The organism is Paraglaciecola polaris LMG 21857, from assembly GCF_000315055.1.
GTDB classification, from domain to species: Bacteria; Pseudomonadota; Gammaproteobacteria; order Enterobacterales; family Alteromonadaceae; genus Paraglaciecola; species Paraglaciecola polaris.
In genome coordinates this window covers 19,598-35,188 of record NZ_BAER01000097.1, presented here as the reverse complement: position 1 = coordinate 35,188, position 15,591 = coordinate 19,598, and the positions used below count along the sequence as shown (strand labels likewise).

Sequence of the window (15,591 nt, the reverse complement as noted above, 5' to 3'; positions counted from 1 at the left end):
ATGACCCAGCGTAAACGCTCTTCAAATATCAATCTAGCAAGTATGCGTAAAGGCTTTTCGGTTAAACCATTAGCCTTAGGCATTGCCGCGGTCATGTTAAGCGGCTGCGGTGAAGAAACCGAAAAAGCTACCGTGTATACGGGTGTTGATGACTGTATCAATCAAAACCCCAGTCAGGCAGAATTATGTAAAACAGCCTATCAAGACGCCCTTGACGAAGCACAACGCACAGGCCCCAAATACGCATCTAGGCAAGTTTGCGAAGAAGAGTTTGGGGCAAATCAGTGTAACTATACACGCAGTGATAGTGGTTCATTCTTTATGCCGTTTATGGCTGGTTACATGCTGAGTAATTTGTTATCTCCTAGAGGTTATAATACGCAGCCGATGTTCACTTCTTACTCCCCTTACTCATCCTATCGCCAGCGCTGGATGGGTGCTGATGGCAGTGACTATGGTGACTATCGTCGTCGTAACATGGACGTCAATAAGAGCGCTTTCAAAGCGAAACCGAGCGTGACTAAAACCATGAGCCGTGGCGGTTTTGGCAGCAGTGTTCGAGCAAAATCTAGCTGGGGTAGTTCAAGTAAACGCTCCGGTGGTTGGGGCGGTTAGTCCGCTATGTTTCGTATTCCAATCAAGCAAAGACCCAATTGGCAGCGTAAAGCTGCTGATTTCGGTTTTAAGTTTCATACTATGCATGGCGAACCTTACTGGGATGAGTCCGCATACTACCAGTTCACATTGGCACAAATTGAAAATGACATAGAACAGCCCACTGCTGATATTCATCAGATGTGTTTAGCTGTGGTGGAGCGCGTTATTCAGGATGAAGCGCTACTGGCACGCTTTCAGATCCCGCAAGCATTTTGGCAGCCCATCGCCGACTCTTGGTACAACCGTGATCCGAGTTTGTACTCACGATTGGATTTCAGCTACGACGGTAGCGGACCGGCTAAATTATACGAAAACAACGCCGATACCCCTACATCGCTTTACGAAAGTGGTTTTTGGCAATGGCTATGGTTAGAAGAGCAAGTCAATAAGGGCGCTATCCACAAAGGAGCAGATCAATTTAATTCACTGCAAGAGAAGCTAGTGACGCGCTTTGGTGATATAGCCCAGCATTATCAGCTGGACTTCATGCATTTCGCTTGCTGCAAAGACACTGATGAAGACAGAGGCACAGTTCAATACCTTCAAGATTGCGCCAGAGAAGCAGGTATTGCCGATTATTTTGTGTATATGGAAGATATTGGCTTGAGTGAAAGTGGGGCATTCACCGACCATGACGATCAAATTATCGAATCGTTATTTAAGCTTTATCCTTGGGAGTTTATGCAGCGCGAAGATTTTGCGCCACATATTGGCCCATCAGGAAGCCATTGGATTGAACCCCTATGGAAATCTGTTTTATCCAACAAGGCCTTAATGCCCATGCTGTGGCAGATGTTTCCAGGCCATCCAAACTTACTCCCCTCTTATTTTGAAGATGAATTGCACTTAGCAAAAGAGACTAAGTTGGTCAAAAAACCGATATTCTCTCGAGAGGGAGCGAACATCAGCGTCATTGAACACGGTAAAACCGTGCTTGAGGCAAAGGGGCCATATGGTGAAGAAGGATTTATTTATCAAGCGTATGCACCATTGCCTAAATTTGGCAGTAATCACACCTTAATTGGTGCATGGTTGGTGAATGACCAGCCCGCTGGGATCTCCGTGCGTGAAGATACCTCGCTTATTACCCAAGATATGTCGAGATACTTACCACATATTATTTTGTGACAATTTGACATCTCATTTGCGAACTGTTTAGGTCACACTTGACTTACCATTTCTATAACGCAGCTTTATGAATAGCAAAACCATCTCATCCCGCTCCTCTTCCCGGTTAAGTCAGCAACTTAAAATCGTCAGCTGTATCTTTATCCTGGTTACCGCCATAGAAGTGATTAACTTGTTGACCGGGCGAATGTTAAACCAATTCGGTAACATACCGCGCTATGTCCCTGGGCTCATTGGGGTGGTCCTAGGACCATTTTTACATGGCAGCTTTAGCCACTACCTATCTAACATCGTACCTTTATGTGTACTCAGTTTTCTGATGCTGCAATACGGCAATAAACGATTTTTCGCTGTTACGCTATTTTGCATCATACTCACAGGCTTATTGGTTTGGCTATTTGGGCGCTCCGCCAGTCATATCGGCATGAGCAGTGTTATTTACAGTTACTTTGGCTTCTTGTTACTTGCTGGATTTCTAAGCCGTAAATTTAGCTTAATTGCCATCTCCCTATTAGTTGGATTTTTCTACGGAGGTTTGATATTTGGTGTGCTGCCCGCTCGAACATTTGTATCTTGGGAAGGCCATTTATTTGGATTTATCTCGGGATTGATCGCTGCTCGGCTGTGGGCGAAAAACGTTCGTTTATAGCCACCTGAGTGATGATTGTGAACAGACGTTAAATTAACCACAGGTTGTACTAGAGCACGCGGTACAACTGCCCTATAATCCAAGACGCAGTTTAAAAACACTTAAAGGCAAAAATGAGTAATCAAGCCCCTAAAAAGCAGAATGGTTTTTTCGGAAATCTCGCGTTTAATATTATTATCCCCGTCGTAATCATGAGTAATTTAAGCTCTGATGAATACTTAGGCCCTGCTTGGAGTATTGTTGCCGCACTGATCTTTCCTATCGGCTATGGTCTTTGGGATCTTAAAGAGTCTGGCAAGGTGAATGCTTTCTCAATTCTCGGTATCGTCAGTGTCATATTAACCGGTGGTATCAGTTTATTGGAGCTTCCTGCTGAATATATCGCCATAAAAGAAGCGGCAATTCCAGCTTTCATCGGGATCGCGGTTCTCGTCACCCAGCGCACAGCTAAACCCCTGTTGAAAGTATTGGTGTTAAATGAGCAAATTGTTAATTGGGATAACCTGAATCAAGCACTCGAAGCCAAAGGTACTACTGGCGACTTCGAAGCTAAAATGGCTATTAGCTCCTATATTGTCGCTGGATCGTTTTTTCTCTCCTCGTTTTTAAATTACGTATTAGCAAAAGTCATTCTAGTGAGCGCTCCCGGTACGACCGAGTACACAGAAGAACTAGGCCGCATGACGGCTCTTAGCTACCCCGTCATCGTGATCCCTAGCATGATTATGTTAATGGGTGCACTATGGTATCTCTTTGCCCAAATTAAGAAGTTAACGGGTGAAGAATTAGAGAACTTTTTAGCCCAGCAATAATGAGCTGCCCGAGCGGATAAATATTTTGTTTGATGCAAAACAAAAAAACGCTGATAGAACCCTCTGTCAGCGTTTTTTTATACATTTTACAATGTCTCAGCGATGCTAAAACGCATCTGTAACGGTTATTTCCGCCCCAGCAACGTAAAAATGTTATCCGCGACTTGAGTGTTGTTTAACAATCCACGGAATTTTTCACTACCTGGGCCTTTCGCAAATACAGGTACATCAACGCCAGTGTGACCGCCAGTAGTCCAACCTGTATTTGTGCGCAAATCGAGAAGCGTTTTGATCGTTTGATAGGCAATTTCTTCATCTTGGGTATCGATAGCATTCACCAGGGATTTTTCATCCTCGGTAAGTGTAAAGCCCAGTAACTCGCTGGCTAATGCTACTTTATTGTTCGTCGCCATAACTTGCTTAGCAATATTAAATGGAGACGCTTTAAGATTTTCCAGCCATTGAGGTTCCCATTTATAAATAGTATCAGCCCCAATAGTAAAACCACCTGTACTGTGGTCTGCCGTCAATACCACCAAGGTATCAGGATGCGCATCAACATATTGTTCCAACCAAGTCATAGTCTGAGCTAAATCTTGCATCTCTCCCATGGCTGCCCCCACATCGTTAGAGTGGCCAGCCCAATCAACCTGACTGGCCTCAACTAATAGAAAAAAACCTTTGTCATTTTCAAGATGTTTAACCGCAGCTTGTGTAAGGGTCTGCAAACGCTGCTTGTCAGGCATATCCAATGCCCAGTTCAAACCCTTGTCAGCAAACAATCCGAGCAATGGTTTGGAGACATCAGTGTTTTGTAGCGCCGAAATTGTATCTACATATTGGTAGCCAGCATCGGTAAATTCCGTCACGAGATCTCTATCATCGCGCTTAAAATAATTCCAACCGCCACCCAGCATCACATCAAGTACAAATGTGTTTGCTACTTTACGGTCAAAATAACTATCGGCAATTTCGTTGTAGTTTTTTCTGCTTTCATTGTGGCTCGAATAACCAGCAGGCGTGGCATGATTTATCTGTGAGGTTACGGCTACGCCTGTTTTCATGCCTTGTTTCTTGGCCCACTCTAATACCGTCTGAACCGGTTCCTTATCTACATCTACGGCAATGGCACCGTTATAGGTTTTGGTTCCCGTTGACAGTGCAGTTGCCCCCGCGGCGGAGTCTGTCACGTATCCAGACACCCTTGCAGGATACGTACTTGCCATACCGACAAGTAGACGATCGAAAACAGTCTGCTCTACAGCTGGGGTCGTTCGGTCGTCCGCAAAGTAACGGTATGCAGTGGTATAAGCTGGGCCCATACCGTCGCCTACCACCATAATCACATTCTTGGGTTCTTGCGCTATTGCTGCCATACACAAGGTTGATAGTAAGACTGTACTCACAAACTTCATTTCGATCCTATATATTGCTTAATACTTAAACGGTTGATTATACGCAGGGTTTTATGACAAGACGTAGAATCTGAGCATTTTTTTTACAAAATAGCGCAAGTAAAATGTAGCAAGATATGTAATGTTGCACCGTCATATCTCAAACATCCCTATATAAATTATCCAGTGCGCTGTAGTAGCCAAATCATTTTGGCCACGACGTTAGAGTAGGATTCAATGCTCATTGGGCACTTTCCGTTTTAATAAAATCAATTGGATGGCCTGTTATCACACCAAATATCTGCGTGTCTTTCTTCAACCGATTCACGTTTAAATAATCGTGCCCACAGTCATTCACAAAATGAATATCAAGAATAAATAGCATTTCCTTTCGTTATTATAAATCTAACAGTAGGATTCGGTCATCGGTTAGCAAAAACATCAATTCAGTAAACACGCTAATCAAATTTTACTCTACAAACATAAGGAACATCGTCATGTCTAATTACACAAATGACATTCAAGCAGCTCAAGCGTTAACTGGTGCAAATAGCCAAACGTGGAACGCCATTAACCCTGAATATGTTGCCCGCATGAAGGCGCAGAACCGTTTTAAAACTGGCCTAGACATTGCGAAGTACACCGCTGAAATTATGCGTAAAGACATGGCTGACTACGATAAAGATTCAAGCTCTTATACCCAATCTTTAGGCTGCTGGCATGGATTTATTGGCCAACAAAAAATGTTAGCAATCAAAAAGCACCACGGTACGACTGATAAACGCTACTTATATTTATCAGGATGGATGGTCGCAGCATTACGTTCGGAGTTTGGTCCACTTCCTGATCAATCTATGCACGAAAAGACATCGGTACCTGCCTTAATTGAAGAACTGTATACTTTCTTACGCCAAGCAGATGCAAAAGAGCTGGGTGAGTTGTTTTCAGCCCTAGACAAGGCAAAAGAAGCCGGTGAGAGTATTCAAGATATTCAAGATATTCAAGATAAAATAGACAACTACCAAACACACGTGGTGCCTATTATTGCTGACATTGATGCAGGTTTCGGTAACGAAGAAGCAACCTATTTATTAGCTAAAAAAATGATTGAAGCAGGTGCATGCTGTATTCAAATTGAAAACCAGGTTTCTGATGCGAAGCAATGTGGCCACCAGGACGGCAAAGTAACCGTACCACATGAAGATTTTCTATGTAAAATCAACGCGGTACGTTATGCATTCCTAGAGCTAGGCGTAGATGATGGCGTCATTGTGGCTCGTACTGATTCTTTAGGCGCAGGCTTAACACAGAAAATCCCAGTATCTCAATCAGCAAATGATTTAGCCGCCCAGTACAATGCATTCCTTGAAACAACTGCTGTTGATTCTGTTGCAGATTTAAAAGACGGTGATTCAGTCCTCAAGCTTGATGGCAAGTTAGTGAAACCTGTTCGCTTACCAAATGGTTTGTACAAATTTAAAGAAGACACTGGTTTTGACCGTGTGGTACTTGACTGCGTAACGTCATTACAAAACGGTGCTGATTTGTTATGGATAGAGACCGAAAAGCCTCACGTACAACAAATTGGTGAAATGGTTAATGCGATCCGTAAACAGGTTCCAGATGCGAAGCTTGTTTATAATAATTCTCCATCGTTCAACTGGACACTGAACTTCCGTCAACAGGTATTTGATACTTGGGCTGAAAACGGTAAAGATCTGTCTGATTACAAACGTGATGAATTGATGTCCGTTCGTTATGATACAACAGAGCTAGCCCTAGAAGCCGATGAAAAAGTACGTACATTCCAAGCTGATGCGGCACGTGAAGCCGGTATTTTCCATCATTTGATTACGTTACCAACCTATCACACTGCTGCATTGTCAACAGACAATCTCGCTAAGGGATACTTCGGTGAAGAAGGCATGCTAGCCTACGTAAAAGGGGTGCAGCGTAAAGAGTTACGTGAAGGTTTAGCGTGCGTTAAACACCAAGCGATGGCCGGCTCTAATTTAGGTGATGATCACAAAGAATATTTCTCTGGTGACCAAGCACTAAAAGCATCAGGTAAAGATAACACCATGAATCAATTCGACGTTGCAGTCTAACGTCTAATAATACAGCAGACTAAAATAGCAGGGTGACCTGCTATTTTTTTGCCTGTAAATTGATATTCACTTACGAAATACTTTCTTAATCAACATTTCTTATATATTTTAAAAAACGCCCGCCAGCTTGCCATGAAGCCACAACCAGCAGTAAACTTATCGTATAAATACATAGACTTAAAATTTTCACCTTTGCCTATAGCATCTTTATTTCATCTGAGTACAATCTAGTTATTCAATACAAATTTAAAAGTGCATTTATACTATGAATATTTCTAAAGTTGATCTCAATTTGCTGGTTTATCTTGACGTACTGCTAAGAGAAGGCAGCGTCACTCGAGCTGCAAATCAACTTAGCATCACTCAACCAGCAATGAGTAATGGCTTAAAGCGACTACGGGATTTATTTAAGGATCCTCTACTTGTGCGCACCAGTGATGGTATGACGCCGACTAAGCGCGCTTTAGAACTACAACCAGTTATTCGAGATGTACTGTCCAAGCTAGAAGCATCGATACAGCCGGAGACTGATTTCGTGCCAGAAACCAGTAAACGCACATTTAGAATAATGGCCAGCGATTATGCCGAGTCAACCTTATTACTAGAAGTAATAAGACAACTCGCCAAAGTCGCCCCCAATATCACCCTTGATATGATTACACCAAGTGACGTGACTTTTCATGATGTTGAGCAGGGTAAAGTTGATATGGCGATTAACCGGTTTGAAGAGCTGCCACTTTCCTTTCATCAAAAGGTTGTTTGGTACGATAGATTTGCCTGTGTTGTCAGCAGTAGTAACCCAATAGTCAATGATTTCACACTGCAAAACTACATTGATAGCAAACACATATGGGTGAGTAAAACGGGGTTTGGCGTAGGTGTCGGTATCGATCCCAATGAAGTACAAAAATTAGGTTGGGTGGATGCTGAATTAACAAAAATTGGCCAAAAGCGTGATATACGTGTGTTTACTCGTCATTATCACGTGGCTCTACAACTGGCCAAGGTGCAGAATTTAGTGGCCACCCTACCAAGTAAAGCTGCGGCACTTTACGAGAATGACCCAAATATTGTGATCCTCGACCCTCCTTTTGATATACCACCTATTGGTTTAAAAATGGCTTGGAGCGCGTTATTACATCATGATGCAGGTCATATTTGGTTACGCAGATTGATCACCGAAGTAGGCGATACATTATCCGCCCAATAGACATTCATGAAATTTATAGCTGAGATAGAAACCATAAATTAAACAAAATAAGCTTTCCTTCGTAAACTGATGCCATTGCCTAATTAGCGGAGTAGAACATGCAGAATTATATTCAACGGGGACAACTACAGGTTGCAACACAACTTGATGCCTTTATCGAAAGCGAGGCGCTACCAGGCAGCGGTATAACATCATCGACTTTCTGGGCTAATTTTAGTGACATCGTGGCCCAGCTAACCCCCATAAATGACACCTTGTTGGTAAAGCGAGATACGCTGCAGCAGACAATTGATCAATATTGTCAATCCCGCACAGCGTTGGTTCCTGAGGAATACAAAGCCTTTTTAAACCAAATAGGGTATTTGGAAACCCCACCAGCAAATTTTGAAATCACCACAGACAAGGTTGATCCAGAGGTCGCCACTATGGCAGGCCCACAATTGGTTGTGCCTATTAATAACGCTCGTTTTGCGCTCAATGCGGCTAACGCTCGCTGGGGTAGTTTATACGATGCCGCATACGGCACCGACGTCATATCACAAGATAACGGTGCTGCACGCACTAAGGGTTATAACCCCAAACGTGGTCAGCATGTCATTGAATACGCTAGAAAATGGTTAGACGTTATCGCCCCTTTAGCCAAGGGCAGTCATCAAGGTAGCCGTGGTTACGATATTACCTCTGGCCAGCTTGTTATTACTTTGCATGACCGAAGTACGACAACGTTAACTCAATCAGCTCGATTCTTAGGCTTTAGTGGCGATATTGCCAAACCAAACGCCATTCTTATACAACACAATGGCCTGCATATAGAACTGCAATTCGATCGTACACACCAAGTCGGAAAAGACGATCCTGCGGGCATGAAAGACATATTAGTGGAATCAGCTCTCACTACCATCATGGACTGCGAAGACTCAGTTGCAGCGGTGGATGGCGAAGATAAAACCTTGGTATATCAGAATTGGTTAGGACTGATAAAGGGCACCCTTGAGGTAACATTAGGCAAGCCCGATAGCGCATCTATCAGGCGACTAAATCCAGACAGAACTTATACTTCAACGGATGGTAATACGATTTCATTAAGTGGCCGTAGCATGATGTTCATACGCAATGTCGGACATTTAATGACTAACGACGCAATACTGTTTGACGCAAAGCCCATATATGAAGGCATTATGGATGCGATGATCACCAGCTTGATCGCCAAACATGATTTATTGGATAACGGCGTTTATCGAAATAGCCAAGCTGGCAGTATTTATATTGTTAAACCTAAAATGCACGGTTCTGAAGAAGTTGCTTTTGCCAACACCCTATTTAGTTGTGTTGAACGTGCATTGTCACTACCTGACAATACATTAAAAATGGGCATCATGGATGAAGAGCGTCGTACCAGTGTAAACTTAAAAGCCTGTATCTATGCGGCAAAAGAACGCGCGGTGTTTATCAATACCGGTTTCCTAGACCGCACCGGAGATGAAATTCATACCTCTATGCATTTGGGCCCATTCGCCTTAAAGGCACAAATTAAACAACAGCCGTGGTTAACCGCGTACGAGTTGGCTAACGTAAAAATAGGGGTTGATGCAGGCATGTCGGGGAAAGCACAGATCGGAAAAGGCATGTGGCCTATCCCTGACCACATGGCTGATATGATGCAAAGCAAAACTACGCACCCTCAATCTGGAGCGAATACCGCTTGGGTCCCCTCTCCGACAGCAGCAACCTTACATGCACTGCATTATCATCAAATAGACGTATTTAACTTACGCAGCACCATCGCTTCCGCTGAGTTTGATGGCCTAGACGACATTTTGACCGTTCCGCTTTTAGCGGACCCTTCAAGCCTAAGTGAACACGACATACAGCGTGAACTTGATAATAATGTACAGGGAATATTAGGTTACGTGGTTCGCTGGGTACATCAGGGCATAGGCTGCTCTAAAGTACCTGATATCAATAATGTAGGATTAATGGAAGACAGAGCAACATTGCGGATTTCAAGTCAACATATTGCAAACTGGCTTTTACATGGCCTAATTGACGAGAGTCAAATCAATGATTCCATGCTGCGCATGGCGAAATTAGTAGACGAGCAAAATGGCGCCGATGGTGAATACATTAACATGATGCCAAACCCTCTCGAGTCTATTGCATTTCAAGCCGCACAGGAGCTGATATTAAAAGGCACCGCACAACCCAACGGTTATACAGAGCCTGTATTACACGCTAAACGAAGAGAAATGAAGCAAAACATTCAATAGCCAATGAATAATCTCGTTAAAAACTTAGTCGCGTGTCGGTAGACCCGCGACTAAGTTTATCTCCGTGCTGGATTCTAACAATCTGATGTACATCAAATTGACCCAATGCAATTGCGTCTTGCATTTTGTTGTATATAAATGAAAGTAAAGGGTCGTTACTATATTAAACCTGCATACTTATTAGCACTTACCTAATTCAGTCACCCTGTTGCGTAAGTAACAAGCTAGTCGCCCACATAAAAAAACAATATGACGTTCAAATTACGCACTACTATGAATAACGCTAATTTACCGTTAGATTTTTATTTTTTGCCAGTGCGCGTAAATAGCGAACCGGTATAGCGTAACTGATACCACTTGGTTTCTCTAACACCGCTTCTTTCGTTTCTTTTATGAATACCTTGTTAAGTATACCAATAACCATTCCCGTATCTGCATCGTAGATTGCACTGCCACTATTGCCAGGATAGGCCGTCATATCTAATTGATAGATCATAAATGGATTTTCTAAGCGATTGCGCATCGTCATGGTCAGTTGACTAGAGTTAACACTGGGTATTACGTCAGGTGTCAATGCCGCTATCATTCCTTTGTGGGTTGCAGGATATAAGCCTAAAATGGAGCCGATTGGAAATCCCGTCATTAGAATATCTTGACCATCATCTGCATAATTATCAGAACCTAATGTCAAAGGCGGCAGCTTATCGTGGATTTTCAGTATGGCGAGATCATGCACCGGATCTCTAGCTACAATCTCGGCCTTATGGATTTTAGGCTGGCGACCTGTGCCAGAAAATACAATATGATACTGGACTATTTGCGGGTCAAGTGGCTCGGAAACCACATGATAATTAGTCGCAATCAGCGTCCCGTCACCAAACACAAAACCGCTGCCGCGAAGTTGATGAGTACTAAATGACATAGCATCATACAAACCGACGCCCACAACGGAAGGTTTCATTTTTTTGACTAATTTAGTTTTCCCCGTGGCATTCGCTGTCACTGAAAAAACTAAACAAGAAAAAACAACACAAATGATTTTATATATATAATCTTTCGATATCATAATGGGTTACTTATTGATCCATAGGGCTGGCGTGAGCAGATTAAACTCTGTCACAATATGAGTGTAATACTATTAATATCTTAAGGTTATACACAAAAGGTGAGTATTAATGAAATGAAAATATTAGCCACCGGCCCGCGGCTCGAGCAAACACTTATGGGCTATACGCGATATTGACAGGCATATATCGGTTAATTTCCGAATTTTATTTTCACCTTAGGAAATGCTCCAAATAGGTAGTGAGAGAGTCACTTCCTATGTAACTGATGAGAGATATACGTAAGACAATATGCGAGCACTTATATAGTGCGATCTGGATTATTAACTGATAACACAATAAGTATACAAGGTGCCTAACTTTGTGGTTCGCGATAGAAATTTCATTAGATTTAGGGAAATATAAATGCTTCAAGCATTAGCAAATAGCTTAAGCTCACCATTGGTTCATGCCCCTTTGTTGTTTGCAATACTTTTGATGCTATCTCGCACCTCATTATGGGGGCGAAATATATATAAATACCTCGCGTACGTACCATTATTGTGGTTGTGGTTTTGCAGTTTAATTTACCCTAGCGTAATGCTCATCAAGCCGCTTGAGGATCAATATCCGACCATTAAGTTGTCCTCTGCGTTATGGAAAAAAACAGATGGTATCGTTGTTTTAGCCTGCAATCACTTCGACGATGATGGCCTTCCTTTTGTAAGTAAATGGCCACAATGCACTCTGCAACGCAATTTACATGCAGCATTAATGTATAAAGAAAAGCCACTGCCTATATATTTGGCCGCTGGCATATTGAATGAATTAGATGCAAAGTCGCAGGCTCAATACAATAAAGAATTTCTGATAACACTTGGCGTAAACCCTACTGATATACATATATTCCCACAGGGTCATGACACTGAATCGGAAGTTGCGGCTTTAGCTCCACACTTAGTCGGTAAGTATATTGCTTTAGTCTCATCGGCAAGTCATTTACCTCGCGCAGTAGAGTATTTTAATCTACACCATCTTTCGGTACTTCCTATCCCTGTGGAGCATCTAAGCAGGAAAAACGTTTCCTTTGTTTTGGGTATTCCCAATGCTCTAAGCCTTTATCGCAGTGAGCGAGCCATTCATGAGTACTTAGGTCTAATATACCAACGGTATGTAAAGTGATAAAACACATAACATAAGTTAGTGCAAACGCGACTTTTCGTGTTAAATACCAACTTAACAAAAGTTCGGCAAAGGATGAGCAAGGAACTATATATGAAATCAATTGTGCCCATTTTTTCTGGCGGTGGAACCCGCTTAACTGTTCATATAGGTGTGTTTGATGCCTTACAAAAACTTGACATTCAATTTCAGCACATGGTTGGCGTATCAGGAGGCTCCATTGTCGCCGCCCTATTTTGCTGTGGTGTTCCCCTCCCAAAAATTAAACGCTTAGCAATGGATACCGATTTTAAAAAATTTAAAGGTTTTTCACTTTTTAGATTATTACGCCAAGGTGGTTTAAGTTCCGGAGACCAATTTGAAGCATGGATGGACAAACAACTTCAAGGTTTAACGTTTGCGGACATTGAAAAAGATTTACACATACTTGCAACGGATGTAAATGGCGGCGGTCCTGTGGTTTTTAGTCGTAAAACCAGCCCTGATTTAAAAATATCAAAAGCGGTTAGATTTTCTATGTCCATCCCGTTATTTTTTAGCTTTCAATCCTACAAAGAGCATGTGTTGGTAGACGGTGCTATTCTTTCAGAAGATGCCTTATATCAAGACTGGGCGGGCGATGGCTCTCCTGTCATGTGTTTTAAACTGAAAAGCGATCACGTAACCGATCCAAACTTTAAAAAAAGTTGGCTGCCATTACGCCAATATGTGATGATGCTTATTAGGACCTTTATGACGGCAATGTCGCGAGAGTACGTACACGCAGAATATTGGCGTAATACGATCATAATCAATACGGGTAAATTATCACCGGTTGATTTCAACATTACGGCTTTGCAAAAAGAAGAGTTGTACAACATTGGGTTTAACACCGCTTTTGAGTTTGTGCCTAAAAGAATGCGGCTTTATACCGATACACAACTAAGGATGTAGATGTGGAAAACCGTTTTAAAGACATAAGCCTATGAAGCAACTTCGAAAATATGCTGAGCTCCCTTTTATTGGGCCTGTGGTAAAAAAGCTAATGAACTTAATGGTCAGTCAGCAGGCTAACCAGATATCTAAACATTTTGCGGAATACCTTAGCCCGGTTGTCGCCTTAACCGATGAACTACGAAATGAGTCTTATAAAATAAGGCACAAGGTATATTGTGAAGAATTAAAATTCGAAGATCTTCGCACAGATGAAATGGAGACAGACCAATTCGATAGTCACTCCACTCACTGTTTAATAAAACATATTCCCACTGGTGAATACGCCGGAACAGTACGAATAGTTCGCTCTGGCAGCGACGAGCAATTATTACCAATCGAAAAGTACTGCATAAGTTCAATCGCAGACGACGCAGTTCACCCTAGTGATTTTCCACGCAGCGAAATATGCGAAATATCACGCTTAGCGGTACCCGCTCAGTTTCGTAAACGGGCGACGGATAAATTTAAAGGTTCAGCGACGGGTGCAATCAATGAACATATTTATTCAGAACGGGAATTACGCTGCTTTCCCTTTATAGCCGTAGGGCTCTATTTATGTGCAGCTTCGACCTCTCGAAAACATGACATAAAACATTGTTTTGTCATGATGGAGCCTCGTTTGGCGCGAAGTTTACGCTTCGTTGGCATTCCATTTCAACAAGTCGGGCCGGTAGTGGAGTATCATGGTAAACGCGCACCTTATTATATTAGTCGCCATTTGCTTATGAGCGGCCTTACCCCCGGCTTTAAGCGCATGCTCAAAAATATTGAGAAGAAGGTTAATACCCAATTCAATTAGCCTGGGGTACGCGGTCAATTATCTTGGCCGCGTAACCTGTCAAAAAATTTTACACTTCTAAGTTTCCATAAGCCGCTTGCCAATAGTCTTGAATAAATTTTTTAACCTTATAACTATGGGATACCTTATTTACCTGTCATTGATTTTAGATAAAAAGCAGAGACCCCCATATAAGAAAACTAGTCTGATAATCTGTAATAAAAACCACTCTTCTTGTCAGGAAATTTTACAGCTATTCAATATCTAAACATAAAAAAACACCTATCCAATTGTTATTAAACGGCTTTTCAACGTTGGCACAAGTAATGCTTTATCTTAGTCAGCAGTATCTTTGGTCTAAATAAGGAATATATCGTGTCAAATGTAGTTAAATATTCAAAATCAGTCACATTAGCCGCTTTATTAGCGTTCGGTGCAGTAAATCAAGCAAGTGCAGCAAACATTACTTTTGGTGGCCAAGCGGCTACTGATAATTCAGGTTTAACCAGCCAGCGTATAGATGCAAGCAATGTTATCTCTGACCCATCTCTTGGATTCTTTGTTGAAACCTTCGATGCGGCAACTTCTTTCCCTGCTGGCGCAAGCGGAAACACGGATTATAACGTTGAGAATGCATCTGCAGGTTGTCAGATCAATTCACCATTAATGGTTTCTCCTAGTAGTGCAGGCGTGGTTAATGTTCGTAGAGGTTCGGTGCCTAATGAAGCAGCAGCTCCTGCTGGCGATACGACTTGTTATGCATACACTACCCCAGCAAATGAAGGCGTTGATAGTTTCGTAGATATAGATTATACCAATTTTCTAGCTAATCTCGGTGACATTGATCCAGCTCTTGCAGGCTCACGTATTGACTATTTAGGTTTCTACTGGGGTTCAGTTGATACTTACAACTCGTTTGAGTTCTACGCTAACGACGTTCTTGTATCTTCGATTACTGGCCCAGAATTATTAGCGTTACAAAATGGTGACTCAGGTAACCAAGTTGACCCAGCTTCGAATACTTACGTTAACATTGATTTCACGTTTGCTGAGTCGTTCGACAGATTACGTGTAGTATCTTCAGGTATCGCCGGTGAGTTCGATAATATTGTTGTTGGTCTAACTCAGCGTCCAGTACCTGCTCCTGCTAGCTTAGCGTTCTTAGGTCTTGGTCTTCTAGGCTTAGGTCTTGGCAGAAGATTTAAAAAATAAGGTTTAACGACCTTTAATGAGAAAGCCGGTCTTCCGGCTTTTTTTATGCCTAAAATTGTTTGGCTAAACGAAAACGCCATTATTTTGCTTATTACTACTTTGATTTATTGACCCGTAATCTAGCTAAACAAGTCTGCTCGCTTATTAGCAATTTTTCCATTTACTCCCGCGGCATT

Annotated in this window: 13 protein-coding genes; 11 read left to right on the top strand and 2 right to left on the bottom strand. The window is 42.2% G+C overall.

The window, feature by feature from the left end; genetic code table 11:
• From GPLA_RS16175 to GPLA_RS16160, 4 genes are all read left to right on the top strand, one after another.
• Nucleotides 1-615, top strand: a complete 615-nt coding sequence (locus tag GPLA_RS16175; RefSeq protein ID WP_007106031.1) for a DUF1190 family protein — start codon at nucleotides 1-3, stop codon at nucleotides 613-615.
• A 6-nt stretch (nucleotides 616-621) separates the two neighbouring features.
• On the top strand, nucleotides 622-1,785 hold the full coding sequence (locus GPLA_RS16170) for a glutathionylspermidine synthase family protein (protein WP_007106030.1): 1,164 nt from the start codon (nucleotides 622-624) through the stop codon (nucleotides 1,783-1,785).
• A gap of 67 nt (nucleotides 1,786-1,852) precedes the next feature.
• On the top strand, nucleotides 1,853-2,434 hold the full coding sequence (locus tag GPLA_RS16165) for a rhomboid family intramembrane serine protease (protein ID WP_007106029.1): 582 nt from the start codon (nucleotides 1,853-1,855) through the stop codon (nucleotides 2,432-2,434).
• A 113-nt stretch (nucleotides 2,435-2,547) separates the two neighbouring features.
• On the top strand, nucleotides 2,548-3,246 hold the full coding sequence (locus GPLA_RS16160) for a VC0807 family protein (protein ID WP_007106028.1): 699 nt from the start codon (nucleotides 2,548-2,550) through the stop codon (nucleotides 3,244-3,246).
• Between the two features lie 125 nt (nucleotides 3,247-3,371).
• Here the strand turns inward: GPLA_RS16160 and GPLA_RS16155 are convergent, their stop codons facing one another.
• Nucleotides 3,372-4,661 carry an alkaline phosphatase gene (locus tag GPLA_RS16155; protein WP_007106027.1) on the bottom strand — a complete coding sequence of 430 codons (1,290 nt, stop codon included), beginning with the start codon at nucleotides 4,659-4,661 and terminating at the stop codon, nucleotides 3,372-3,374.
• A 476-nt stretch (nucleotides 4,662-5,137) separates the two neighbouring features.
• Between GPLA_RS16155 and GPLA_RS16150 the strand changes: the two genes are divergently transcribed.
• The 3 genes from GPLA_RS16150 to GPLA_RS16140 all read left to right on the top strand — a co-directional run bounded on the left by GPLA_RS16150 (nucleotide 5,138) and on the right by GPLA_RS16140 (nucleotide 10,225).
• Nucleotides 5,138-6,748: an isocitrate lyase gene (locus GPLA_RS16150; protein ID WP_007106025.1), complete on the top strand. Its 1,611-nt coding sequence runs from the start codon at nucleotides 5,138-5,140 to the stop codon at nucleotides 6,746-6,748.
• A gap of 265 nt (nucleotides 6,749-7,013) precedes the next feature.
• The gene (locus tag GPLA_RS16145; protein WP_007106024.1) at nucleotides 7,014-7,958 is read left to right on the top strand and encodes a LysR family transcriptional regulator; all 945 of its coding nucleotides are present in this window, start codon (nucleotides 7,014-7,016) and stop codon (nucleotides 7,956-7,958) included.
• 98 nt (nucleotides 7,959-8,056) lie between these two features.
• Nucleotides 8,057-10,225, top strand: a complete 2,169-nt coding sequence (locus GPLA_RS16140) for a malate synthase G (RefSeq protein ID WP_007106023.1) — start codon at nucleotides 8,057-8,059, stop codon at nucleotides 10,223-10,225.
• Nucleotides 10,226-10,508: 283 nt separating this feature from the next.
• On the opposite strand, the gene GPLA_RS16135 is transcribed toward GPLA_RS16140, so the two are convergent.
• On the bottom strand, nucleotides 10,509-11,291 hold the full coding sequence (locus GPLA_RS16135; protein ID WP_007106022.1) for a S1 family peptidase: 783 nt from the start codon (nucleotides 11,289-11,291) through the stop codon (nucleotides 10,509-10,511).
• A gap of 403 nt (nucleotides 11,292-11,694) precedes the next feature.
• On the opposite strand from GPLA_RS16135, the gene GPLA_RS16130 reads away from it, so the two are divergent.
• The 4 genes from GPLA_RS16130 (at nucleotide 11,695) to GPLA_RS16115 (ending at nucleotide 15,415) form a co-directional block, all read left to right on the top strand.
• Complete coding sequence (locus GPLA_RS16130) at nucleotides 11,695-12,450, top strand: YdcF family protein (protein ID WP_007106021.1); 756 nt, start codon at nucleotides 11,695-11,697, stop codon at nucleotides 12,448-12,450.
• 93 nt (nucleotides 12,451-12,543) lie between these two features.
• Nucleotides 12,544-13,383 (top strand): patatin-like phospholipase family protein, encoded by an 840-nt coding sequence (locus GPLA_RS16125; RefSeq protein WP_007106020.1) that lies wholly within the window; start codon nucleotides 12,544-12,546, stop codon nucleotides 13,381-13,383.
• A 31-nt stretch (nucleotides 13,384-13,414) separates the two neighbouring features.
• Nucleotides 13,415-14,224 (top strand): PEP-CTERM/exosortase system-associated acyltransferase, encoded by an 810-nt coding sequence (locus tag GPLA_RS16120; RefSeq protein WP_007106019.1) that lies wholly within the window; start codon nucleotides 13,415-13,417, stop codon nucleotides 14,222-14,224.
• A 354-nt stretch (nucleotides 14,225-14,578) separates the two neighbouring features.
• The gene (locus tag GPLA_RS16115) at nucleotides 14,579-15,415 is read left to right on the top strand and encodes an Npun_F0296 family exosortase-dependent surface protein (protein ID WP_007106018.1); all 837 of its coding nucleotides are present in this window, start codon (nucleotides 14,579-14,581) and stop codon (nucleotides 15,413-15,415) included.
• The last annotated feature ends 176 nt before the right edge of the window (nucleotides 15,416-15,591 follow it).

What these genes read in the sequence shown, in the direction of transcription:
- GPLA_RS16175 (WP_007106031.1), top strand. Translation starts at nt 1, where the DNA reads ATGACCCAGCGTAAACGCTCTTCAAATATCAATCTAGCAAGTATGCGT.
- GPLA_RS16170 (WP_007106030.1), top strand. Translation starts at nt 622, where the DNA reads ATGTTTCGTATTCCAATCAAGCAAAGACCCAATTGGCAGCGTAAAGCT.
- GPLA_RS16165 (WP_007106029.1), top strand. Translation starts at nt 1,853, where the DNA reads ATGAATAGCAAAACCATCTCATCCCGCTCCTCTTCCCGGTTAAGTCAG.
- GPLA_RS16160 (WP_007106028.1), top strand. Translation starts at nt 2,548, where the DNA reads ATGAGTAATCAAGCCCCTAAAAAGCAGAATGGTTTTTTCGGAAATCTC.
- GPLA_RS16155 (WP_007106027.1), bottom strand. Translation starts at nt 4,661, where the DNA reads ATGAAGTTTGTGAGTACAGTCTTACTATCAACCTTGTGTATGGCAGCA.
- GPLA_RS16150 (WP_007106025.1), top strand. Translation starts at nt 5,138, where the DNA reads ATGTCTAATTACACAAATGACATTCAAGCAGCTCAAGCGTTAACTGGT.
- GPLA_RS16145 (WP_007106024.1), top strand. Translation starts at nt 7,014, where the DNA reads ATGAATATTTCTAAAGTTGATCTCAATTTGCTGGTTTATCTTGACGTA.
- GPLA_RS16140 (WP_007106023.1), top strand. Translation starts at nt 8,057, where the DNA reads ATGCAGAATTATATTCAACGGGGACAACTACAGGTTGCAACACAACTT.
- GPLA_RS16135 (WP_007106022.1), bottom strand. Translation starts at nt 11,291, where the DNA reads ATGATATCGAAAGATTATATATATAAAATCATTTGTGTTGTTTTTTCT.
- GPLA_RS16130 (WP_007106021.1), top strand. Translation starts at nt 11,695, where the DNA reads ATGCTTCAAGCATTAGCAAATAGCTTAAGCTCACCATTGGTTCATGCC.
- GPLA_RS16125 (WP_007106020.1), top strand. Translation starts at nt 12,544, where the DNA reads ATGAAATCAATTGTGCCCATTTTTTCTGGCGGTGGAACCCGCTTAACT.
- GPLA_RS16120 (WP_007106019.1), top strand. Translation starts at nt 13,415, where the DNA reads ATGAAGCAACTTCGAAAATATGCTGAGCTCCCTTTTATTGGGCCTGTG.